Below are 23,445 nucleotides of genomic sequence, written 5' to 3'. Positions count from 1 at the left end.
TTCAAATTATTGCCTTGTTATTCTAATCTTCATTATATCGTTTTGTGCAAAAGTATACAAGCTCGACTACTTTACATTGTCGCTTATATATTGCTTAGCAGATGCTAGAGCATCCTGAATTTTAGCTGGTTCCTTCCCACCAGCTTGGGCCATATCAGGGCGTCCACCACCCCCGCCGCCACATACTTGGGCAGCCTGTTTAATTAATTGACCGGCATGCATGCTTTATCCATAAGATCTTTGGACACACCAGCAGCTAGTTGAACCTTTTTATCATTTTCTGCAGCAAGAAGAATTACTCCTGTTCCCATTTTTTGTTTTAACTCATCAACCATATTTCTTAGTTGGTTCATATCCTTCACGTTTACCTTTTGAGTTAGCAAAGGAATGTCCTTAATCGTTTCTACTTTATCAAGTAAGCTAGATGCTTCCACATTTGATAATTTTGCACTTAGAGAGTCATTCTCTTTTTGCAAGACCTTCATTTCTTGGAAGAATCCCTCTATTTTTTCAGGTAGCTGTTCTTCATTCGTTTTCATAAGTTGTGCTGAAGTCTTTAGAATATGGAGACGATGATTCAGATATTCATAAGCTTGTTTGCTTGTTACTGCTTCGATCCTTCTAACACCAGCTCCAATACCACTCTCCGACATTATTTTAAATAATCCAATATCAGAAGTGTTTTTCACATGACAGCCGCCACATAGTTCTATACTATAATCTCCTATTTGCACTACTCTGACGATATCGCCATATTTTTCACCAAATAAGGCCATTGCACCCATTTCTTTTGCTTCATCAATCTTTCTATAATTAATGTCGAGCGGATACGACGCCCATATTTTTTCATTGACAATTTGTTCTATCTGCTTAATTTCTTCCTCTGTAACAGAGTTGAAATGAGAAAAATCAAACCGCAAACGCTCAGGTGTTACAAGGGATCCAGCCTGATTCACATGAGTCCCTAATACATCCTTAAGAGCTTGATGGAGTAAATGGGTAGCTGTATGATTTTTCACTACACCCTCTCGGAATGTACCTTCAACCATAACCGTGACTTCATCACCAACATGAAATTCGCCATTTTTAACACGTATACGGTGAATATGCTGTCCTTTTGGTGATTTTTGAACATCCTCAACATATGCTGAAGCATTATCAGAGTAAATCCACCCCTTATCTGCTACTTGTCCCCCACTTTCCGCATAGAATGGTGTCTTATTTAAAAACACAAATACTTCTTCATCCTTTTCAGCGACCTGTACTGTTTTCTGCTCGTGAATCATAGTAGCAATTATCGCTTTTTCTTCGAGCTGATCATATCCAGTAAATTCACTCTCTACTTCAATTTCACTTAAAATACCATCTTGTACTTGCATAGAATCAACTTTTTGTCTTGCATTTCGAGCTCGTTCGCGTTGCTTATGCATTTCCTCATTGAAGCCTTCTTCATCAATAGTAAACCCTTGTTCGTCTACATATTCTTCAGTTAATTCTTTAGGGAACCCATATGTGTCATATAGGCGAAAAACTTCAGAACCAGGAAAAACAGTACTCCCTTTTTCTTTTTCCTTTTTCATAATAGAGGATAGAATATCAAGTCCATCCTGTAGTGTTTCGTGAAAACGTTCTTCCTCTACTTTAATTATGTTCTTGATAAAGTCTTTTTTCTTTAAAACCTCTGGATAGAAGTCTTCCATAATACTTCCTACAGTTTCTACTAACTCATACATGAATGGCTTCTCAATTCCAACTTCTTTAGCAAAGCGTACTGCTCTTCGAAGTAATCTGCGTAATACATAACCTCTTCCTTCATTTGAAGGCACTGCACCATCACCTATTGCAAAACTCACTGTACGAATATGATCAGCAATCACCTTAAAAGCAGTATCTGCAGCTTGGGTTTTACCATATGAAGTATTTGCAAATGTTTCGGCCTTTTTTATAATTGGCATAAATAAGTCGGTTTCAAAGTTAGTAGATGTATCCTGTATAACACAAACCATTCTTTCCAAACCCATACCTGTATCAATATTCTTTTTAGGTAACGGTGTATACGTATCATCAGGGTTGTGGTTAAATTGTGAAAAAACTAAATTCCATATTTCCAGATAACGTTCATTTTCTCCACCTGGGTACAGCTCCGGATCATTTGGATCATTGCCGTATTTCTCGCCACGGTCATAAAAGATCTCCGTATTTGGACCACTTGGACCTTCTCCAATATCCCAAAAATTTTCTTCCAAACGAATTATCCGCTCTTTCGGAAGTCCAATAACGTTCAACCATAGATCGAAGGCTTCGTCATCTTCAGGATGGACCGTTACTGACAATAGCTGAGGATCAAACCCAATCCATTTGTCGCTTGTCAAAAACTCCCAAGCCCATTCGATTGCTTCTTTCTTGAAATATTCACCGATTGAAAAATTACCAAGCATTTCGAAAAACGTATGGTGTCTAGCAGTAAAACCTACATTCTCAATATCGTTAGTTCGTATGGATTTCTGTGCATTTACAATACGCGGATTTTCTGGAATAACTCGACCATCAAAATACTTTTTTAATGTAGCAACTCCACTATTTATCCATAGAAGAGTGGGGTCATCCTTTGGTACTAGTGAAGCACTTGGTTCAACACGGTGATTCTTTTCTTTGAAAAAGTCCAAAAACATTTGTCTGACTTCTGCTGATGTTAAATGTTTCATTTCCATACCTCCATTAAATAATTTATGAAATAAAAAAATCCCCTCTCTGCATATGCAGGGACGAGATTCTATCGCGGTACCACCCTAATTACAAACAAAAATTTCTGTTTGTCACTTCATCATGGTAACGGTATGAAACCGGCGGGAATTGGCCGCACTCCAGTTTAGCTTTCCATGATTCTTGCTTAGGATTTTTTTCAGCCTATTGAAAATCCCTCTCTTTAAACCGATCATCATGTACTTATAACTTTCAACGTGTTTCATATACTAGTTTAGCGATATTATAATTAACTTTAGCTTTATTGTCAATTATAACTTTTAAATGCGCGTAAATGTGTGACAACTACTTTAATAATTGTCAAAGTTGGTACTGCAACAATCATCCCGACCACACCAAATAACTGGCCTCCTAATAGTAAAACAAAAATGATTACTACAGGATGAATCTGAATGCTTTTACCTACTATAAAAGGTGCCAAAAGATTGCTTTCAATTAGCTGAATGATAAACACCCCTATAATAACGTAAATAACAAGTTTCCCCGAAAGAGTGAAGCCGACCATTGCAGCAGGTACAGCACCTATGATGGGCCCAAAGTAAGGAATTAGATTAGTTATACCCATAATGATTGACAATAATAGAGCATATTTTAAATTTAGTAGTTGAAATAGAATAAATGAAGCTATACTTACAAATAAGCAGACAATTAACTGACCTCTTATATAATTCCCTAAATTTTCATCAATCGCATCAGCCATCTTACCTGTCTGATACCGATATTTTTCTGGCACTAATCGCTTACAATATGCCTTGATTTTGGTATAATCTTTTAAAAAATAAAATACTAAAACAGGAATTACCATTAAAAAAATAATTGTATCAATTATCTTGGTAAATCCACCAACTAACCTAGTTAATATCTTATCAATAGATTTTTCAGCTCGAAGAATTAGTTCATCGATTTTATCATGTACAGTTTCAGGTAGAAATGAGGTATATTCATATAACTTATAAATTAACTCCTCATATAATTTGATAAACTGTGGTAATTGCTCATTTAAATCCCGTAATTGCAAGATAATCAAAGGATAAACTCGATAAATTAAGTAGGTAATACCTCCAAAGAACAGGAAATAAATAAGTAAAATTGCTATGCCCCTATGTATGTTGTATTGTTGCAGTTTGTTAACAATAGGATAGAGCAAATAGGCTATTAAACATGCAACAATAAAAGGCGCTAATAGACGCCAAATAAAAGAAAGTACGGTTCCATACATCGGGAACAATTTAATAAATAGATAACAGAACAAAAATAAAAAGATGCCAATTAACAGCCAATATAAATATGCAAGCTCTCTTCTGTCTTTCCACAATGGTAATCTCCCCTTAGCCAAAATCAATTATATTTATAGATAAGAAGGCTACCATTGCAGTTTTCTTTCATCCTTTGAAAACAAATCATCAAGCGAACTTAATGATCCGTCTACTTCCACTTGGTGAATTGCCAGTTCATTATTAATTACTGATAGCTCAATGAAACACGTCCAACAGTAATATTGTTGCATACCAATCTTTCCTAGGTCTTTTCCGTTACAGTTTGGGCATCGCATACATATAAAGCTCCTTTAATTATACTTTATTATGTTATGCTAACCCGTTTTTTGTATATATATACCTCTTTTCTCACATAAAATCATACGGAGAAATGTCATCTTCTGCTACCGGTTCCTCTAACTGAGTTTTTTGAGTTTGTACTCTTTCCAATAATTGTTCTTTTAATGTTGTATACCGTTTATTCGTATCCATTGTTTGCACTCCTTTCAGGAATGCGTCTTGTTCACCACATATAATAAGTGATTGTTTACTTCTGGTAATTGCGGTGTAAAGTAAGTTCTTTCTTAACATACGGCGATATGCAGAAACTACGGGCATAATTACGATAGGGAATTCACTTCCTTGAGATTTATGAATCGATATACAATATGCATGCATAATATTAACATAATCTTTACGCTCATAAACTACTTCTTTTTCATCAAATAGAACTACTAGTTGCTCCACATTATCCGTATTTTCATCTTCTCTAAAAATAGCTACAACTTCCCCGATATCTCCGTTAAATACATTGTCTTCTGGTTGATTTACAAGCTGGATCACCTTATCTCCTTTTCGGAATATAGTATCAGCAATCTTTACTTCTCTTTTTCTCTTGTCTCTAGGATTAATTAATTGTTGGAGTTCTCTATTAATCGTGGTAATTCCAGCAAGAGAGCGATACATTGGCGCAAGGACTTGAATATCTTTAACATCAATCCCTTTGGAGACAGCCTTGGAAATAATCTTAGTAACGACTTCAATCATTTGATTTTCGTAACAAGGGATATAACTAAAGTCTTTATCATTTTCTAGTTGAATTAGCGCATTATTCTTAATCTGATGTGCAAGCTGAATAATCTTCGAACCTTCTTTTTGTCGATATACATCCGTCAATTTCACATATGGTAGCACGTCACTTGCTAACAAATCTGTTAACACTTGACCAGGACCTACAGAAGGCAATTGATCCTCATCACCAACTATTAATACTTGCATGTCTTCAGGAATTGCTTTAAATAAATGATTAGCGAGCCAGATATCTACCATAGAAAACTCATCAATGATTAAAAATCTGCCACTTAATTGCTCGTTCTCTGTCTTATTAAATCCACTTTTCCCATCCCATCCCAGTAATCTGTGTATTGTTACTGCAGGTAGGCCGGTTGATTCTGTAAGTCTTTTGGCAGCACGACCGGTAGGGGCTGTCAGTATAAATGGAAATTCAGACTTATCTTTATAATCCTGTGGATCAAGAGAAAGATTATGGATAGTGGAAAAAGCCTTAATTATCCCTTTAATAACCGTTGTTTTCCCCGTCCCTGGCCCACCTGTAAGTATTAACACTTTTGAATGAACAGCCTGGTTTATAGCTGAAAACTGTTCCTTCCCATAGCTTAAAATTTCTGTTTCCTCTATATCACCGATAATTTTCATCAATTCAGCAAGAGGTGTTTCATCTTCAATAGATTTACTTATAATTCGATTCAGCTGGGAAGCAAACCCATCTTCAGCGTAATATAGAGAAGGTAAGTAAACTCGGTCCTCTAGAATAATAACAGATTTAGTTGTATTTAATTCTTTTAACCTTTCTGTAATAATATCGCTAGAAAGGGAATGAGCAGATAACAGATCAAAAACTCTCTCAACACAGACAGATAAGGGTAAAAACACATGACCATCCTGCACACTTTTTTGTAATGTATATATACAACCAGCACCGATACGATTTGGATGAGTAGGTGAAAGTCCTCTTTGACCTGCTATTTGATCTGCAGTTTGAAATCCAAATCCCTCTATATCGAAAACATATTGGTAAGGATCTTCCTCAAGAATGGTTATCGCATCCTCTTTATATTCTTGATAGATTTTTTGTGCCATCTTTAATCCAATATTATATTTTGCCAAATATACAACAATATGCTCAAAGCCTTGATTTTCCTGAAGGCTCTGAGCAAGTGAATCTGCAGTGTCTTTATTTAATCCTGGCACACCAGTTAAAACATTACGGTCATTCAAGATCTTCGAAACTGCATTCTCTCCTAAATGCTGAACGATTTTACCAGCAGTTTTCTTTCCGATACCGTAAAATAGATCACTCGATAAATAAGCAATTAAACCTTCTGTTGTGTCCGGAATATACGTTTTATAAGACGTGACCCGGTACTGAAGCCCGAATTTAGGATGATTTTCAAAAAGACCATAGAAAAGATAAGCTGTTTGCTCCTGTAGATTTGAAAAATACCCTTTGGCTATTATTTCTTTTTCTTTTAAGTCTTCATTTGTTTCAATCACTTTAATTTTAGCAATTGAGAAATGCTCTGCTTCGTTATGAAAAATTGTATGCAAAAGTTCGCCTTTCACATAACCTTGCTCAGCTATCGATTGTTTTTCCATATCCATTTCCAACAACCCCAATTGCTTATTGTTCGCTTAGAAAACTCTCCACATTCTTTTTTCCGTTTGCAGCAAGCACATGCTCCGGTTGAATGGATAAAGCTTTTTCAAAATGTTTTAATGCTTCGTTAGCTTCTTCACGGTAGAGAGAAATGACCCCTAAATTGTAGTAGGCATCACTATGATCTTTGTTTATATTTAAAACGTTTTTAAATACTTTTTCTGCATCTTCAATATGATTGCTTTGGGCTAAAGTAAGCCCATATTGAAATAAAATTTCTTCATCTGTTGTGGCAAGCTCTGTAGCGCGAAGCAAAAAAGGGATGGCTAGCGTGTAATGCTCCTGATGTCGAAAACTCATTCCTAGCATATAGTAAACATCTGCTTCTTCCAAGCCAAGATCAATAGCTTTTTGAAAGTTTTCCTGTGCTTTTGAATAAATGGATTTCTCAAAATACGTATTTCCCAGTCCGTAATATGCGGTAGCTGCAGCTTCATCCAATGTGATAGCTTTTTCAAAAAAACGCTCGGCTCGTGTATAGTCTTGCATGTGTACCAACAGATTACCAAAATTGATATAACCTACTGGATCATCCTGGTTTTCTTCAATATAGGATGTAAGTAAAGCCGCAGCTTCCTCCAGTTTATTGTCTTTCATTAATTGAATAGCTTCTTTATTTTTATCCACAAGTAAAACTCCTTCTTAACCTACATAGTCAAGTGCTTCGCCATTTTTAATAATTTCATCTATTGTGCCACCACCCAGGCACACCTCTCCATTGTAAAAAACTACAGCTTGTCCTGGTGTAACAGCACGTTCTCGTTCTTCTGTAAAAACCACTTCTACTTTATTATCAGGCAGTATGTTCACTTTTACTTCACTATCTTTTTGGCGATAACGAAATTTTGCAGTACATGTAAAATTATCTTGCACCTTATCGGGTGTTATCCAATTTACATCTGTAGCAATTAAGGCATCAGAGTATAGTTTTTCATTGGAATATCCCTGTTCCACATATAGAATGTTGTCTTTAAGATTTTTGCCAACAACAAACCAAGGATCACCAGCTCCACCTATTCCAAGTCCTTGACGTTGTCCAATTGTATAATACATTAATCCATCATGTTGACCCTTTTCTTCTCCATCTAATGTTGTCATTTTGCCAGGCTGTGCAGGCAGATATTCACTTAAAAATTCCTTGAAATTACGTTCACCAATAAAACAAATGCCTGTACTATCTTTTTTTGTAGCTGTTGCTAAATCATTCTCTTTGGCAATTTCACGAACTTGAGATTTAGGCATACCACCTAATGGAAACATTACTTTTTCTAGTACATCCTCTGTCAATTGATTGAGAAAATAAGTCTGATCTTTATTATCATCTACTCCGCGTAACATTTCATAGCGTCCATTATTCTCTCTAACCTGCGCATAGTGACCTGTAGCTAAATAATCTGCCCCCAATGACATTGCATGATCTAAAAAAGCTTTAAATTTAATCTCCTTATTACACATTACATCAGGATTTGGCGTCCTTCCTGCTCGATACTCATCAAGAAAATAAGTGAAAACTTTATCCCAATACTGCTTTTCAAAATTAACAGCATAATAAGGAATGCCAATTTGATTACAAACTCGTACAACGTCCTCATAATCTTCTGTGGCAGTACAGACGCCAAATTCATCTGTATCGTCCCAATTTTTCATAAATATCCCCACAACATCATATCCTTGTTGCTTTAATAGAAGAGCAGCAACTGAAGAATCTACTCCTCCACTCATTCCTACAACTACGCGTATATCTTTATTATTTTTCATTTTATATCAAATCCTTTTAAGAAGTTAAGCGATGGACGATTTTCGTTACTCGTTCCGCAGCCTCTATCACATTTTCTTTTGTATTATGGGCCCCAAAACTAAATCGGATAGAATTTACCGTTCGGTCATTATTGACCCCATACATAGCAGATAATACATGAGATGGTTCCACCGAACCTGCTGTACAAGCACTTCCGCTTGAAGCAGCAATTCCACTTAAATCAAAATTAGTTAGCAATGCTTCTACATTAGTTCCCGGAAAGCTTATATTAACAATAGATGGAATTGTAGACTCATACTCCCCATTTATTCTAAAGTTAATATTATTGTTTCTTAATTTCTCTAAAAATAAATCTTTATAGGATTGATATAGGTTCTTTCTATCTTCACGATAGTCCATAGCCAATTCTACTGCTTTTTGGAAACCTACAACACTAACTACATTTTCTGTTCCCGGGCGGCGTTTCCGTTCTTGCTCTCCACCAAACTGAAGGGGATCAATTTTCACATTTTCTCCGATATATATAAAACCGATTCCTTTTGGGCCATTAATTTTGTGAGAAGAAACAGTCAACAAATCAATTCCCATTTCATGGACGTTCAATTCCATTAAACCAAATAACTGAACAGCATCTGTATGAAAATAGGCAGGATGATCTCTTAGTAAATCTCCAATTTCTTTCACTGGTTGAATAACCCCTGTTTCATTATTAGCAGCCATAATAGATACTAAAAATGTATCTGGACGAAGTGAATTTTCCAGATCTTCCATACTTATTTTCCCATTTTCGTACACAGGTAAATAAGTAACATCATACCCTTCCTTTTCTAGTTTTTGTGCAGTATGAAGAATAGCATGATGTTCTTGCACCGAAGTTATAATATGCTTTCCACTATTATTAGTGTATTTGGCCGTACCTATCATTGCCATATTATCAGCTTCTGTGCCCCCACTTGTAAAAACGATCTCCCTTTCATTAGCATGTATACTTTTGGCCATTATCCTTCTTGCCTGATCAACAAAAAATCTTGCTTTTCGTCCAAATGAATGAATACTTGATGGGTTACCAAACACTTCCTTGTACACAGGATACATAGTATCAATGACCTCTTGATCCAATGGGGTAGTAGCTGCATGATCTAAATATATGGGTTCCATAATTTATCTATCCTTCCATAGTTCTCGTCTTTTGTCTACTGAGTATATATTGCTAGTCTCGACAACACCAATTGGAAGAGAATGCATACTTTCATTTTTGACTTATTAAATGTAAAACATATAGGCTTCCTTTGGTCCTTCATCTTCATAGTTAATTAAATCTTCCAATGTTGTTGTATCTAGGACATCTTTTACCGCATCACGGATTCTAATCCATAGAGCTTGCTTTGCAGGTTCTTCGTTTTCAATTCCTTCTACCGGCGTAATAGGACCTTCCAGTACCCTAATAATATCCCCTGCCTTAATTTCTTTCGGGTCTTTTGCTAACACATATCCCCCGTAAGCGCCGCGAATGCTCTTTATTAAACCTGCATTCCGTAGTGGGGATGCAAGCTGTTCTAAATAATGCTCGGATAAGTCATTATCCTTTGCAATTGATTTTAAGGAGGTTGGTCCATTACCATGCTTTTTTGCAAGGTCTATCATAATTGTTAAACCGTATCTGCCTTTTGTTGAAATCTTCATTTAGTACACCTCTATCTAGTATTACGTTGCTATACGTACCTAATAATACATGATATTATAGCATGAATGGTGCTTTTCTTGCATTTGAACGATACTTAGAACGCTGAATTACCTATTAATATGAAGAAAAAGGAAGATAAATATGTCAAACAAACCACTAGCTTATCGTATGAGGCCTAATTCCATAAGTGAAATTATTGGGCAAGAACATTTGGTAGCCGAAGGAAAAATAATAAATCGAATGGTTAAAGCAGAACGTTTAGCATCTATGATTCTTTTCGGGCCCCCAGGCACAGGGAAAACGTCAATGGCAACTGCTATTGCTAAAAGCTTGGGGTTACGGCATAAATTACTCAATGCTGTCACTGATAAAAAGAAAGATATGGAAATTGTTGTGGAAGAAGCAAAGATGACAGGGAAAATGGTGCTAATACTTGATGAAGTACATCGCCTGGATAAAGGAAAGCAAGATTTCCTTTTACCCCATCTCGAGAGCAATCTTATTACGTTGATTGGTTGTACCACAAGTAACCCATACCACGCTATTAATCCTGCTATTAGAAGTCGTTGTCACCTTTTTGAATTGTATGCTCTTACCAAAGACCATATCAAACTGGCAATTCAAAGGGCAGCAAAGGACACTACAAATGGATTGGGTGAGCAAAATATCGTAATGAGTGAAGAAGCATTGGAACATTTCGCCTTTAGTGCAAATGGAGATATGCGTGCAGCACTAAATGGTCTTGAATTAGCCGTTTCTTCCACTCCTGTTGATGCCCTTAACCAAATAAACATTAATCTAGAAATTGCTGAAGAATGTATGCAAAAAAAGAGCTTCTCTCATGATAAGAATGGAGATGCCCATTATGATGTGTTATCCGCTTTTCAAAAATCCATTCGTGGTAGTGATGTAGATGCTGCCCTTCATTATCTGGGTAGATTAATTGAAGCTGGTGATTTAGACAGTATTGCCAGAAGAATGATTGTCACCGCCTACGAAGACATTGGGGTGGCTAATCCACAAGCTGGCCCCCGTGCAGTTGCTGCAGTCCAGGCAGCTGAAAGATTAGGTTTTCCAGAAGCAAGGATACCCCTATCAGTAGTTATTGTAGAATTGTGCCTATCGCCAAAATCCAATACGGCATACAAGGCACTGGATGCAGCTTTAACTGATATTCGCAATGGTAAATCAGGAGAAATTCCTCAGCATCTGAAGGATTCTCATTATTCAGGAGCTGCATCTCTTGGAAGAGGTAATGAATATAAATATCCGCATAATTCCGAGAATAATTGGGTTAACCAGCAATATCTACCAGATTCTATTAAAAACAAACACTATTACCAACCAAAAAATACAGGCAAATTTGAACAAGCTATGAAACAAGTTTATGAAAGAATTCAAGCTGATAAACAAAAATAAGGTATAAAACTCCATAATAAGGTAAGACTATGAGATAAAATATGAAATCTATTTAAAGTTGTTACTAAAAAGGAGTTGGAACACAATGGTCAAGGTTAGACAAGATGCTTGGTCCCACGAGGATGATCTATTATTAGCAGAAACGGTGCTACGCCATATTAGAGAAGGAAGCACGCAATTAAATGCCTTTGAAGAAGTTGGTGATAAGCTGAATAGAACTTCAGCTGCATGCGGCTTCCGTTGGAATGCAGAGGTGCGTTCAAAATATGAGAATGCTATTGATCTTGCAAAACGACAACGTAAAGAGAAAAAACGGGCAATTGCTGCAGCAGGACAAAAATTAAGTAAACCTGTTATTGAATTACCACAGACTGAAGAGGGCCAGTTGGAAAGTATAATTGAAGAAAGTGAAAAAACAAATGGTACTGGTACATTAACAATTGACACAGTTATACGATTTCTTAAAGAACTGAAAAGAGACTATTATGCTTCTAATCAATCAAAAAATACATTGGAGCAATATAAAAAAAATAACTTAAAATTACATGAACAAGTTAACCAGTTAGAGAAGCAATTGGCCCAAACAGAAGCCCAATTATCTACTATTCAAGAAGATTATCAAGTCTTTATTCAAATTATGGATCGGGCAAGAAAGATGACTGTTTTAGATGATCAGGGCAGCATGCCATCTCCTGCATTCCGAATGGACAAAAATGGTAATCTACAACAATTAGCGCAAGGAAATTAATTATAGTCTTTTCGTTTAACCACAATCTCCCAAATCAAATTATATAATACAAGAAAACACCTGTATAGACAGGTGTTTTTCTTGTTATGTACGTTATCAAGTCCCGATTGTGCCGTCTAATTGTAAGTTTTGATCCCGCTCATGGCAGGTGGGTGCTCTGTTCTATATTTATTATGCTTCCTCACGTCCAATGGACAAGGCATGCACGCAATATAGAAACCAATTCGAGCTCCCATTTTTAATGTTGTTCGGTCAAACACTTTTAATAGACGAACACATCAGGAATGATAACTTTATTAATTATGTTGTATTTATATACTACCATACGAAAAAATGCATTTCAATTATTTTTCTTAAAAATGTACATAATATTTGGTAAACTATCTAACAATCATTAGAGTTAGTCATTTTTCTTTTGTACTTGAATAGATAACTCTCCAAGTTGATCATTACTTACAGTACTAGGCGCATCTGTTAACAAATCTGTAGCTGAAGCGGTTTTTGGGAACAAAATTGTATCCCTTAGATTTGTTCTGCCTGCCAATAACATAATAATACGGTCTAATCCTAAAGCGACGCCACCGTGTGGAGGAGCTCCATATTCCAAGGCCTCAAGCAGGAAGCCAAACTGTGCTTGTGCTTCTTCTTCAGAAAATCCTAACACATTAAACATTTGATCCTGCAATTCCTTTTTATAGATTCTGATTGAACCTCCACCTAATTCATAACCATTTAAGACTAAATCGTATGCATTTGCTCTAACAGTTCCCGGCTCAATACTTAATTTTTCTATATCCTCTTCAACAGGAGAAGTAAATGGATGATGTGCTGCAAAATATCGTTGAGCATTCTCATCATATTCCAACAGCGGCCAATCTGTAACCCAAAGGAAATTAAATTTGTTTTGATCGATTAATTCAAGTTCTTTCCCTAATTTCAAACGAAGGGCTCCTAGGCTGTCATATACAATGGAAGTTTTATCAGAGCCAAATAATAGAAGATCTCCATCTTCGGCAGAAGCAGTATCTTTCAGCCCCTGGATTTCCTTCTCTGTTAAGAATTTAGCAATAGGCCCTTTTAATTCATCGCCTTCTACTTTAAGCCAAGCAAGCCCTTTTGCGCCATATACTTTAACATATTCTGTTAGTTTATCGATATCTTTTCTGGAGAAGTTAGTGGCCTCCCCCTTTACATTTAATAAACTAACGATACCTCCTGCCTCAATTGCTTGATGAAATACCTTAAAGCTGGAGTCTCTGAGCACTTCTGTAACATGAATAAGTTCCATCCCAAAACGAGTATCGGGTTTATCAGAGCCATATCTACTCATGGCTTCATCATAAGGCATTCTAGGTAAAGGTAGTGTAATGTCTATGTTTTTTACTTCCTTCATGATCTGTTCCATCATTTTTTCTGTCATATCCATAATATCATCACTGGACATAAATGAAGTCTCAATATCAATCTGCGTAAATTCTGGCTGTCGATCCGCTCTTAAATCTTCATCTCGGAAACAACGTGCAATTTGATAATATTTCTCAAAACCACCCATCATGATCAATTGCTTAAATAATTGTGGTGATTGTGGTAGCGCGTAGAACTCTCCAGGATGCACACGGCTTGGCACTAAATAATCACGCGCCCCTTCTGGTGTACTCTTAGTAAGCATTGGTGTTTCCATTTCCAGAAACCCATTCTCATTTAAAAAATTTCTCACTGTCTGTGTTGTTTGATGACGTAATTTAAATGTTTCCTGCAGACCATTTCTGCGCATATCCATATAGCGGTATTTTAAACGTATATCCTCCGCTACATCAATGTCATCTTGGATTGGGAATGGAGGAGTCTTGGATTTATTTAATATTTTAATTTCCTTTGCAATTACTTCTATCTCGCCCGTGTCCATCAGTTTGTTTACGGTAGATTCATCTCTTTTTACTACATTTCCAATTACTTCAACAACATATTCACTTCTAATAGCTTCAGCAATTTTAAGTGCTTCTTCAGAATGATCAGGATTAAAAACTACTTGCACTACTCCTGATCTGTCTCGAAGATCTATAAAAATTAATCCACCCAAATCCCGACGTTTTTGCACCCATCCTTTAAGTAAAACTGAGTAATCAACGTCTTTGTTTCCAAGCTGTCCTGCCATTTGCCTTCCACTCATGTTATTTCCTCCTACAATTTTTCTTTAATAGATTCTGCCAGGTGTGCTAGTGGTACCTCTATTTGTTCACCTGTTTCCATTGTTTTCACATTAATAACTTGTTTTTCCAGCTCTGACTCGCCAAGCACTAAAACAAATTTTGCTTTTAGTCTGTCTGCTGCTTTAAATTGGCCTTTTGGCTTACGTCCTTGATAATCCTTGTCTACCTGAATACCAGATTGGCGAAGGTTATGGGTAATTCGAACAGCTTCTTTTTCAACATTTTCACCAAAAGCTACAATATAACAGTCCAACTCATTATTGACAGGAATATCTATGTTTTCTGCTTCTAATGCCATTAAAAGTCTTTCCACACCCATCCCAAATCCGATTCCTGGTGTTGCTGGCCCCCCTAGTTCCTCTACAAGTCCGTTATATCTGCCACCACCAGCTAAGGTAGTAATTGCACCAAACCCTTCAGCTTCACTCATAATTTCAAATGCAGTATGGTTATAATAGTCCAAACCACGAACCAATTTCGGATCAATTGTGTATTCGATATTCATTGCTGTTAAATAGTCTTTCACCTGTTCAAAATAATCTTTTGATTCTTCATTTAAATAATCCAAAATAGATGGTGCTGTTTTCATAGCAGGATGATCACGGTCTGTTTTACAATCAAGTATTCTCAAAGGATTCTGTTGAAGACGGGATTGACAATCTTTACATAATTCGTCTTTATGAGGAGTAAAATGTTCTATTAAAGCTTGACGATGATTATTTCGGCTTTCGTGATCACCTAGTGAATTAATAACTAGTTTTAATGATTTTAGCCCTAACTCTTTATAAACAGTCATTGCCAGATCAATAACTTCTGCATCTACAGCTGAATTAGCACTGCCGAGAACCTCCACTCCAAACTGATTTAATTGCCGCATCCTGCCCTTTTGTGGACGTTCATAACGGAACATAGAAGCAAAATAGTACAGCTTAGTCGGCTGATTCGGGTCTCCAAATAACTTATTTTCAACAAAAGCCCTGACTACAGGAGCGGTTCCTTCCGGACGAAGAGTTAAACTTCTTCCGCCTCTGTCTTCAAACGTATACATTTCTTTTTGCACGATATCTGTCGTATCGCCTACCCCTCTTTGAAACACCTCTGTATGTTCAAAAAGTGGTGTACGAATCTCCTCAAAGTGAAATCGATGACAGATATTTTTAATTATTTCTTCCACAAATCGCCATTTCTTAGAGTCCTTTGGCAAAAGATCTACTGTACCCCTTGGTGCTTTAAAACTCATTTTAATACCTCCCGTTTTTTTCCATACAAAAACTCTCGTCCCTTATAATAAAAGGGACGAGAGTTAACCCGCGTTGCCACCCTAGTTGATGCATATTGCATCCGCTCTTCACAGTTAACGCCTGCAAAACGTTTATACCTACTCTGCTTTCGATATAAATCCTCCAGAATGTCTTTCATCAGTTCAATATGCAAGAATGCTTTCAGCCAATGGCATTCTCTCTCTTTTCATTTGAAATCTGACTACTTTTTCTATCGTCGGTTTAGTCTATAGTATAACATTGTACTATTGAATGACTATTATAATAATCTTTACAGAGACTAATGTCAAGAGCGAGTAATCTTTTTCTTCAGCGTCTTTACTTCACCTAGGGTAATCCCTAATTCTTGAGCGATTTCCATATGACTACTATCTGCCTCAATTTCTACGAATCGGTGAAGGTTTACTCCGAAGATTTCCTTGTTATTCCCAGCATTCCATTGTTTATCATTTGTACGCAACTTTATCCCTCCTCCACATCACCCACATCACAAGCGGATAACAAAGGTTATTTATCTAGTTTTGCCAAAGGAATTTTATTTTATTATACTTAAAGGAAAGTTTTATTTAACGGGGGTGTTTTATTGCAGTCATTAAGAAGTTTTCTTACTCTTATAGTTGTTTTGCTTATACTTTTATTTCCTTTTTCCATTGGTGCTGAGGATGCATTAATTAAGACAAATTATTTAAATGTAAGAAGTGGTCCCGAGGAAAGCCATTCTACAATAGATCAAGTACATAAAGGAGAAATTTATCCCATACTGGAAAAACAGAATAAATGGGTAAAAATCAAGTTAGAAAAAAAGAGTGGATGGGTCTCTCTGGATTACATCGATATGCAAAATCAGCCAGAAGCCGGAAAGCAGTTAAAAATTGTTTATGATCAAGTTCATTTGAGAGAAGGTCCATCCACAGACCATTCAATTACTTCTTTTGCTAAGAAGGGGGAAGTCTTTAAGATAATATCTTATAACAATGGATGGTATGAAGTGAAAAGCGGGCAAACTAGAGGTTATATACATGAACGTATTGCTCTTGAAGAGAAAAGATCTTCATGTACAGATGTAAAAAATAAAACTATCGTTATTGATGCTGGTCACGGAGGGCGAGATGTTGGAGCAATCGGTATAACAGGAGTACAAGAAAAGCACCTTACACACAAAACTGCCGAGCTTTTAAGAGATAAACTTATCTTGCTTGGAGCAAATGTCACTCTTACAAGGCCAAATGATGAATTTATTTCACTTGCAAGCAGAACAAGCGTAGCAAATATTGCTAATGCGGATGCATTTCTCAGCCTGCATTATAACAGTGTTTCAGATTTACCAGGAGTTTCAGGAATACAATCCTATTATTTTTTGAATAACAGCAAGGAAATGGCTCAAACACTTCAATCATCATTAATTAATATAAGTGAGGCAAATGACCGGGGAGTACACAAGGAAGACTTTTTTGTAATGAGACAAAATAGAAATGAGGCAGTTCTTTTAGAGTTAGGTTTTATATCTAATAAAGAGAGTGAACAACTTTTAGCCACACAAGCTTACCAAGAAAAACTAGTTGCTGGTATTATAAATGGATTGAACAACTACTTTTGTAATTAGAATTTTTATACTTGTTAAAGCCGGAAGTACTATCAAAAGAAACTTATATACATGCTGAGTTTTCTTCATTCATTAGTGCAAAAAAAACCGAAAACAATTTCGAATTATAGTTAAAATCTCCGAATAGTTTTCGGCATTGGTTTTATTTGAGGCTATTATTTCAAGTTTATCTATCTTTACTGTCAATAATTAGCGTAACAGGCCCATCATTTATTAATTGCACGTCCATCATTTCTCCAAAAATACCTGTTTCTAACGGAATATCTTGATCTTTTATCAGTTGATTAAATACTTCGTAAAGAGATTTTGCAACTTCTGGCTTTGCTGCCTGCATAAAATTAGGTCTTCTTCCCTTTTTTGTATCCCCATATAAAGTAAATTGGGATATAGAAAGAAGACTTCCTTCCACATCTTTCAACGATAAGTTCATTTTTCCATCTTGATCCTCAAAAACACGCAAATTAATTATTTTATTCACAAGATATATGGCATCCTCTTCGGTATCCTCATGAGTAACTCCCAATAATACTACATAACCATAATTAATACTTCCAACCACTTCATTATTAACCTGCACGTTAGCTTCTTTCGTGCGCTGAATTACTGCTTTCATTATATGGTACTCCTTTGTAAAAACGATGACTATTGTAACGTTCGGGTTACAGTATATACATCTTTAATCTGCTTAATACGTTCCACAACTTTACGTAAATGACTTGTGTTATGAATTAGAATTGTTAATTGCACGATAGCCATTTTATTTCGGTCTGATCTGCCAGTCACGTATGTTATGTTTGTTTTTGTTTCATTCACTGCCTGAAGAACTTCATTCACAAGGCCACGACGATCATATCCGGAAATATCTAAATCTACATGATATTGTTTTTCTGTTGTTTGGTTGCTTTCCCATTCTACATGCAGATAACGTTCTTTTGCCTCTTCTGTCTGGACATTAGGACAGTCTGCCCGATGGACAGAAACACCGCGGCCCTTCGTAATATAACCAAGAATTTGATCACCGGGCACAGGATTACAGCATTTAGCTAAGCGGACCAGTAAATTATCCACACCCTCCACTTGGACCCCGGAGTCTCTCTTATGAGCTTTTTTGCTTTTAATATCAGCGGTTTTTGCCTCTTCAATCGACTTCGCCAGGTCCTGTTCTTTTTGCTTGGTCTGGCGAATTTTATCTGTAAGTCTAGTAGTTACTAAAGCTGCGGTTATTCCTTGATAGCCTACTGCAGCGTACATATCTTCTTCACTTGAGAAGTTAAATTTCTCGAACACCCTCTGAAGATTATCTTGTGTTAATACTTCTTTAGGTTCAAGTTGTAACGCCCTTATTTCTTTATCAATCGCTTCTTTACCTTTAATAATATTTTCATCTCGTTGCTGTTTCTTAAAAAACTGCTTGATTTTACTTTTCGCCTGAGATGTTTGTGTTATTTTCAACCAGTCCTGAGAAGGGCCATAGGAATGTTTAGATGTCATTACTTCAATGATATCCCCATTTTTTAATTTATAATCCAATGGCTCCATCTTTCCGTTAACTTTGGCTCCTATAGTTTTATTTCCAATCTCTGTATGAATTTTATAGGCGAAATCTAAAGGGACTGATCCTGAAGGTAACTCGATTACGTCCCCTTTTGGAGTGAAAACATATACCATATCTGAAAACAAGTCCATTTTTAATGTTTCCATGAATTCTTCTGCATCATGTGTCTCATTTTGCCATTCTAATATTTCTCTAAACCAAGTCAATTTTTCTTCAAAGGATTTCTTATTCGTAGTAACTTGTTTTCCTTCTTTATATGCCCAGTGTGCAGCAATTCCAAATTCTGCAATTTCATGCATTTCCTTCGTACGAATTTGAACTTCTAATGGATCACCTTTAGGCCCAATTACAGTTGTGTGCAAAGACTGATATAAATTAGGCTTGGGCATTGCAATATAATCTTTGAACCTTCCTGGCATCGGTTTCCAGCATGTATGAATAATGCCTAAAACAGCATAACAATCCTTAATACTGTCAACTAAGATTCTTACCGCAAGCAAATCGTATATTTCATTAAATTGTTTGTTCTGTTTTACCATTTTCCGATAAATACTGTATAAATGCTTCGGTCTACCTGACATCTCGGCCTCTATATTAACTTCTTGAAGCTGTTTAGATACCTCTTCCATTACTTGTTCAATATATGATTCTCTTTGGTCCCTCTTCTGCTTCATCAGTTGGACTATGCGGTAATATTGCTGGGGGTTTAAGTAGCGTAAAGCTGTATCCTCAAGTTCCCATTTAATAGTAGATATACCTAAACGGTGTGCTAAAGGTGCAAAAATTTCAAGTGTTTCGTTTGAAATACGTCGTTGTTTTTCTGGTGGCAAATGTTTTAAAGTACGCATATTGTGTAAACGGTCTGCCAACTTTATTAAGATAACTCTTATATCTTTTGCCATAGCTACAAACATCTTACGGTGATTTTCGGCTTGAATTGCCTCTTTTGATTTATATTTAATTTTCCCTAGTTTGGTTACACCATCAACAAGCATAGCTACTTCATGATTAAAAGCTTGTTCAATCTCTTCAACCGTTATGGAGGTATCCTCTACAACATCATGCAAAAAACCTCCAGCAATTGTCTCCGGGTCCATTTCCAAATCTACAAGAATCCCTGCAACTTGAACGGGATGTATAATATAAGGCTCGCCGGATTTTCTGAACTGCTCAGCATGTGCTCTCTCTGCAAACTCATAGGCACGCTTAATAAACGTGATATCATCATCAGAAAGATAGCCTTTCGCCTTCTTTACTATATCTTCAATTGTTAAAATATCATCTTTAGCCATCGAATCACCTTGTCTGGAATTGTTCTTTTAATCCCCTGATTGTTTATTTATAATTTATATAAAAAGAAAATTATAATATTGATTATATTCTTTTTCCACCAATATGTACAATTAAAAAAGTATTTCCCTTTTAAAATGTGGAAAAGCTGCCTTGACCGTTATAATTTTATTCATCTAACCAAAGAGAATACATTTATCTGGCTTGTTACAGCTTCACTAAAAATATATAAGAATAGGTCTGAATGAAATTAACTTTTCATCACTCAGACCTCTCAGTTTTCATTCGGGAGATTTAATAGCTCATTAAAGTAAGTACATCGTAGCCTTCTAACTTATCCATTCCATCCAAATAGCTTAGCTCAATAATAAAAGCACAGCCAACTACAATGCCTCCAAGCTCCTCTACCAATTTAATTGTTGCTTCAATTGTGCCTCCAGTTGCAAGTAAATCATCTGTAATAAGCACACGTTGTCCAGGCTTTATGGCGTCTTTATGAATAGTCAATACATTTGAGCCATATTCCAAGCCATAGTCAACCTTAATTACTTCTCGAGGCAACTTGCCTTCTTTACGTACTGGAGCAAAACCAACCTCAAGCGCATAAGAAACCGGACAACCAATAATGAATCCTCGCGCCTCTGGCCCCACCACAATATCTATTTGCTTTTCTTTAGCAAATTCAACTATTTCATCAACTGCTGATTTAAAAGCCTTCCCGTTATCCATGAGTGGGGTAATATCTTTAAATTGGATTCCTTGTTTAGGCCAATCTTCAACTATTTTTACATATTGTTTATAATCCATGAGCTAGTTCCTCCTTGGGGCTATCTACATAATCCATACATTGTATGAACCAATTTCTCAATTCTTCATAATTGGAATAGTACAAAATTCTTTCCAATTCAGCTTTATATTTTCTCTTCTGATATATTTCAGATTCACTCAAATCTTTTTTGACTGGCTTATCTACAACGGTAATGATACCATTTTCTATTTTAACAAATTCCAATTCAAAAAACACTTTTGAAAGAAAGATCAATTTTTCCTTTGACCAGCCCTTCATTTGCACAAGTTTATTTAACTCTGTTTTCATGTCAATTTGCTTTCTTTTCAACAAAAGAGCATAAAGCCACTTAAAATCATCTCTAGATGGAAATGATGTTAAGTAAACACTATTTTCCACGTGATAACCAGCGTAGACGTTCTTCGGTTGAGTAATTTGAACCAATTCTTTTAGTTCATCAAGCAAATCAGGGAGATCTAAAATATACAGCGTATCCACCTGTGGTAAATCAGTTCCAATTTCCTGGTAGGTAATCTGTTTGATTCCAGGTAAGTATTCTTCGTTATTATTACTTACGATTAAATTATTGTTAGTTAATGAGATATATTGTGACACATCTGCGTCTTTTTTTCCGCGGCAGTCAAATAACTGCCATTCCTCTATTGCCAGATCCTGTAAAACAATCTGTGGTTTTCTAAATCCATTCCATTCATTAATACCTAGTTCTCCTACAATCGAGACAAGCGTCTTCGGCGTAAATAAAGGATATAGGTGGCCAAAGCCAAAGCCAATACCCTCCAAATTAACTTCTTCCTCTTTAAAATGAAGTTTTAAGTGAGTTTTTTTACTGCCAATTTGTCTTACATCTTTTGGAGCATGAGTTAGATGAAATACGGGTTTTGGATTTTTCATTCCAAAAGGTGCTAAACGTGCAATATCATTAATTAATTTCTCATTTATGTCTTTCACAGAAATACTTTGACTTATTTCTATCGCTTGTTTAAAGTCATCTTCGGTAAGTTGATTATCAATAATACGATTTAATTCCTCTTGTAATTTGCTGAGGTTATCCATCGGTAATGTCATGCCTGCTGCTTGTGCGTGTCCTCCAAAGTGTGTGAACAATTCTCTTACTGTCATACAATTTTTAAATAAATCAAATGCTGGAATACTTCTCGCTGAACCTTTTACTTCCGATGTTTCCGGCTTAACAGCCAAAACAATAGCTGGGCGGTCATATTTCCGAACAAGTTTAGAAGCTACAATTCCTAATACTCCCTCATTCCACCCTTCTTTTGCAGCGATAATAATGCCTTTTTTATTAGTCGAATTAACCATTAACTCTGCTTCTTTTACTATATCATTTACAATTCGTTGCCGCTCAAGGTTAATAGAATCAATTCTTTCAGCAATATAATCAGCTTCCTCCTGGTCCTCTGTCATGAGTAGTTGTACGGCCAAATCTGCATTCTGGAGTCTGCCAACTGCATTAATACGAGGACCAATCAAAAAACCTACGTCCTCCTCTGTGACATTTCCTTCTATATTACAGTGACCTTTCAATGCCTTTATACCTGGATTTGTTGTAGTAGTAAGTGATTTCAAACCATGAAATGTAAGAATACGATTTTCACTGACAAGTGGAACCAAATCAGCTATCGTACCAATTGCGACAAATTCTAATAGATGTCCAGGAAAGTAGCCTAGTAAATGTTCGGCAAATTTAAAAGCGACGCCAACACCTGCTAATTCCGGAAAACCATAATCTGGTGAGCATTTAGGGTGGATAACAGCATAAGCGTCTGGTATCTTCTCTTGTACCTCATGATGATCCGTAATTATTAAATCCATACCTAGTTCTTTCGCAAGTAATGCTTCTTGGACCGAGGCAATGCCACAGTCTACAGTGATGATCAGCTTAGCCCCGTTTTCATATGCTAATCTGAAAGCATCTTCATTAGGGCCGTACCCTTCTGTAAACCGGTTCGGAATATAATAATCACAATTGCTCCGAGCTCTTTTAAGGCTTTCAATAAAACAGTAGTAGAGCTTACGCCATCGGCATCATAGTCCCCATAAACGAGTATTTTCTCCTGGTTAGTTATAGCCTCTTTTACTCTTTTACCCGCTTTATCTATAGATAAAAGACCAATCGGTTTATGTAAATCATTTAAATCCGGGGAGAGAAATCGTAATGCTTGACTTCCTTCCTTAATACCTCTTTGCAATAGAAGCTCTTGGACAATAGGAGAGACATTAATGGAGCTATCTATCCAGTCAATGATTGTATCATTCATTTCATTATGCTTCCATGTTGCTTTACTCTCTAACATAAGTTCACCCCTGACTAATCT

The 23,445-nt window shown here is 36.3% G+C and carries 18 protein-coding genes, 1 other RNA gene, 1 pseudogene and 2 other annotated features; of the genes and pseudogenes, 3 read left to right on the top strand and 17 right to left on the bottom strand.

Going from position 1 to position 23,445, the window contains the following annotated elements:
- Window positions 1–66: 66 nt before the first annotated feature.
- From alaS to cymR, 8 genes and pseudogenes are all read right to left on the bottom strand, one after another.
- Window positions 67–2,705: pseudogene (gene alaS / locus JCM12304_RS01745) on the bottom strand (alanine--tRNA ligase).
- Between the two features lie 53 nt (window positions 2,706–2,758).
- Window positions 2,759–2,968, bottom strand: a binding site (T-box leader).
- Between the two features lie 42 nt (window positions 2,969–3,010).
- Window positions 3,011–4,078, bottom strand: coding sequence for an AI-2E family transporter (locus tag JCM12304_RS01740; protein ID WP_060678372.1), 1,068 nt, complete (start codon window positions 4,076–4,078; stop codon window positions 3,011–3,013).
- 48 nt (window positions 4,079–4,126) lie between these two features.
- Window positions 4,127–4,315, bottom strand: a complete 189-nt coding sequence (locus JCM12304_RS01735; RefSeq protein WP_019377852.1) for a YrzR-like zinc ribbon domain — start codon at window positions 4,313–4,315, stop codon at window positions 4,127–4,129.
- A 73-nt stretch (window positions 4,316–4,388) separates the two neighbouring features.
- Window positions 4,389–6,701 carry an SF1B family DNA helicase RecD2 gene (gene recD2, locus JCM12304_RS01730; protein WP_077357931.1) on the bottom strand — a complete coding sequence of 771 codons (2,313 nt, stop codon included), beginning with the start codon at window positions 6,699–6,701 and terminating at the stop codon, window positions 4,389–4,391.
- Between the two features lie 19 nt (window positions 6,702–6,720).
- Window positions 6,721–7,383, bottom strand: a complete 663-nt coding sequence (locus tag JCM12304_RS01725) for a tetratricopeptide repeat protein (RefSeq protein ID WP_060678371.1) — start codon at window positions 7,381–7,383, stop codon at window positions 6,721–6,723.
- A 15-nt stretch (window positions 7,384–7,398) separates the two neighbouring features.
- On the bottom strand, window positions 7,399–8,514 hold the full coding sequence (gene mnmA / locus JCM12304_RS01720) for a tRNA 2-thiouridine(34) synthase MnmA (RefSeq protein WP_060678370.1): 1,116 nt from the start codon (window positions 8,512–8,514) through the stop codon (window positions 7,399–7,401).
- Window positions 8,515–8,530: 16 nt separating this feature from the next.
- Complete coding sequence (locus JCM12304_RS01715; protein WP_060678369.1) at window positions 8,531–9,673, bottom strand: cysteine desulfurase family protein; 1,143 nt, start codon at window positions 9,671–9,673, stop codon at window positions 8,531–8,533.
- Between the two features lie 105 nt (window positions 9,674–9,778).
- Entirely contained in the window at window positions 9,779–10,198 is a 420-nt protein-coding gene (gene cymR / locus JCM12304_RS01710; protein ID WP_019377847.1) for a cysteine metabolism transcriptional regulator CymR, read from the bottom strand.
- A gap of 142 nt (window positions 10,199–10,340) precedes the next feature.
- On the opposite strand from cymR, the gene JCM12304_RS01705 reads away from it, so the two are divergent.
- Both JCM12304_RS01705 and JCM12304_RS01700 read left to right on the top strand, forming a co-directional pair.
- Window positions 10,341–11,618 carry a replication-associated recombination protein A gene (locus tag JCM12304_RS01705; RefSeq protein ID WP_060678368.1) on the top strand — a complete coding sequence of 426 codons (1,278 nt, stop codon included), beginning with the start codon at window positions 10,341–10,343 and terminating at the stop codon, window positions 11,616–11,618.
- A gap of 85 nt (window positions 11,619–11,703) precedes the next feature.
- A complete protein-coding gene (locus JCM12304_RS01700) occupies window positions 11,704–12,366 on the top strand; it encodes an RsfA family transcriptional regulator (protein WP_019377845.1) in 663 nt (220 codons plus the stop codon).
- A gap of 96 nt (window positions 12,367–12,462) precedes the next feature.
- On the opposite strand, the gene ssrS is transcribed toward JCM12304_RS01700, so the two are convergent.
- The 4 genes from ssrS to JCM12304_RS19465 all read right to left on the bottom strand — a co-directional run bounded on the left by ssrS (window position 12,463) and on the right by JCM12304_RS19465 (window position 16,316).
- Window positions 12,463–12,654, bottom strand: a non-coding RNA gene (gene ssrS / locus JCM12304_RS01695) — 6S RNA.
- A gap of 112 nt (window positions 12,655–12,766) precedes the next feature.
- Complete coding sequence (aspS, locus tag JCM12304_RS01690) at window positions 12,767–14,536, bottom strand: aspartate--tRNA ligase (RefSeq protein WP_060678367.1); 1,770 nt, start codon at window positions 14,534–14,536, stop codon at window positions 12,767–12,769.
- A gap of 11 nt (window positions 14,537–14,547) precedes the next feature.
- Entirely contained in the window at window positions 14,548–15,816 is a 1,269-nt protein-coding gene (hisS, locus tag JCM12304_RS01685; protein ID WP_060678366.1) for a histidine--tRNA ligase, read from the bottom strand.
- Window positions 15,817–15,865: 49 nt separating this feature from the next.
- Window positions 15,866–16,083 (bottom strand) — a binding site (T-box leader).
- 59 nt (window positions 16,084–16,142) lie between these two features.
- The gene (locus JCM12304_RS19465) at window positions 16,143–16,316 is read right to left on the bottom strand and encodes a hypothetical protein (RefSeq protein WP_019377842.1); all 174 of its coding nucleotides are present in this window, start codon (window positions 16,314–16,316) and stop codon (window positions 16,143–16,145) included.
- Between the two features lie 123 nt (window positions 16,317–16,439).
- Between JCM12304_RS19465 and JCM12304_RS01680 the strand changes: the two genes are divergently transcribed.
- The gene (locus JCM12304_RS01680; RefSeq protein ID WP_060678365.1) at window positions 16,440–17,459 is read left to right on the top strand and encodes an N-acetylmuramoyl-L-alanine amidase family protein; all 1,020 of its coding nucleotides are present in this window, start codon (window positions 16,440–16,442) and stop codon (window positions 17,457–17,459) included.
- Between the two features lie 166 nt (window positions 17,460–17,625).
- Here the strand turns inward: JCM12304_RS01680 and dtd are convergent, their stop codons facing one another.
- The 5 genes from dtd to JCM12304_RS20250 all read right to left on the bottom strand — a co-directional run bounded on the left by dtd (window position 17,626) and on the right by JCM12304_RS20250 (window position 23,424).
- Window positions 17,626–18,072: a D-aminoacyl-tRNA deacylase gene (gene dtd / locus JCM12304_RS01675; RefSeq protein WP_060678364.1), complete on the bottom strand. Its 447-nt coding sequence runs from the start codon at window positions 18,070–18,072 to the stop codon at window positions 17,626–17,628.
- Window positions 18,073–18,101: 29 nt separating this feature from the next.
- Window positions 18,102–20,306, bottom strand: a complete 2,205-nt coding sequence (locus tag JCM12304_RS01670) for a RelA/SpoT family protein (protein WP_019377839.1) — start codon at window positions 20,304–20,306, stop codon at window positions 18,102–18,104.
- Window positions 20,307–20,598: 292 nt separating this feature from the next.
- Complete coding sequence (locus JCM12304_RS01665) at window positions 20,599–21,111, bottom strand: adenine phosphoribosyltransferase (protein ID WP_019377838.1); 513 nt, start codon at window positions 21,109–21,111, stop codon at window positions 20,599–20,601.
- The gene (recJ, locus tag JCM12304_RS01660) at window positions 21,101–23,083 is read right to left on the bottom strand and encodes a single-stranded-DNA-specific exonuclease RecJ (RefSeq protein WP_369813127.1); all 1,983 of its coding nucleotides are present in this window, start codon (window positions 23,081–23,083) and stop codon (window positions 21,101–21,103) included. The genes JCM12304_RS01665 and recJ overlap by 11 nt, the downstream gene beginning before the upstream one ends.
- Window positions 23,029–23,424, bottom strand: coding sequence for a hypothetical protein (locus JCM12304_RS20250; RefSeq protein ID WP_369813124.1), 396 nt, complete (start codon window positions 23,422–23,424; stop codon window positions 23,029–23,031). Before JCM12304_RS20250 ends, recJ begins: the two co-directional genes overlap by 55 nt.
- Between the last annotated feature and the right edge of the window lie 21 nt (window positions 23,425–23,445).

The organism is Virgibacillus halodenitrificans JCM 12304 (assembly GCF_001310895.1).
In the GTDB taxonomy this organism is placed as follows: Bacteria; Bacillota; Bacilli; order Bacillales; family Amphibacillaceae; genus Virgibacillus_Q; species Virgibacillus_Q halodenitrificans.
The sequence above is the reverse complement of the archived record's forward strand: the minus strand, read 5'-3'. Positions and strand labels throughout refer to the sequence as shown.

What these genes read in the sequence shown, in the direction of transcription:
- JCM12304_RS01735 (WP_019377852.1), bottom strand. Translation starts at nt 4,315, where the DNA reads ATGCGATGCCCAAACTGTAACGGAAAAGACCTAGGAAAGATTGGTATG.
- recD2 (WP_077357931.1), bottom strand. Translation starts at nt 6,701, where the DNA reads ATGGATATGGAAAAACAATCGATAGCTGAGCAAGGTTATGTGAAAGGC.
- mnmA (WP_060678370.1), bottom strand. Translation starts at nt 8,514, where the DNA reads ATGAAAAATAATAAAGATATACGCGTAGTTGTAGGAATGAGTGGAGGA.
- JCM12304_RS01715 (WP_060678369.1), bottom strand. Translation starts at nt 9,673, where the DNA reads ATGGAACCCATATATTTAGATCATGCAGCTACTACCCCATTGGATCAA.
- cymR (WP_019377847.1), bottom strand. Translation starts at nt 10,198, where the DNA reads ATGAAGATTTCAACAAAAGGCAGATACGGTTTAACAATTATGATAGAC.
- JCM12304_RS01705 (WP_060678368.1), top strand. Translation starts at nt 10,341, where the DNA reads ATGTCAAACAAACCACTAGCTTATCGTATGAGGCCTAATTCCATAAGT.
- JCM12304_RS01700 (WP_019377845.1), top strand. Translation starts at nt 11,704, where the DNA reads ATGGTCAAGGTTAGACAAGATGCTTGGTCCCACGAGGATGATCTATTA.
- aspS (WP_060678367.1), bottom strand. Translation starts at nt 14,536, where the DNA reads ATGAGTGGAAGGCAAATGGCAGGACAGCTTGGAAACAAAGACGTTGAT.
- hisS (WP_060678366.1), bottom strand. Translation starts at nt 15,816, where the DNA reads ATGAGTTTTAAAGCACCAAGGGGTACAGTAGATCTTTTGCCAAAGGAC.
- dtd (WP_060678364.1), bottom strand. Translation starts at nt 18,072, where the DNA reads ATGAAAGCAGTAATTCAGCGCACGAAAGAAGCTAACGTGCAGGTTAAT.
- JCM12304_RS01670 (WP_019377839.1), bottom strand. Translation starts at nt 20,306, where the DNA reads ATGGCTAAAGATGATATTTTAACAATTGAAGATATAGTAAAGAAGGCG.
- JCM12304_RS01665 (WP_019377838.1), bottom strand. Translation starts at nt 21,111, where the DNA reads ATGGATTATAAACAATATGTAAAAATAGTTGAAGATTGGCCTAAACAA.
- JCM12304_RS20250 (WP_369813124.1), bottom strand. Translation starts at nt 23,424, where the DNA reads ATGTTAGAGAGTAAAGCAACATGGAAGCATAATGAAATGAATGATACA.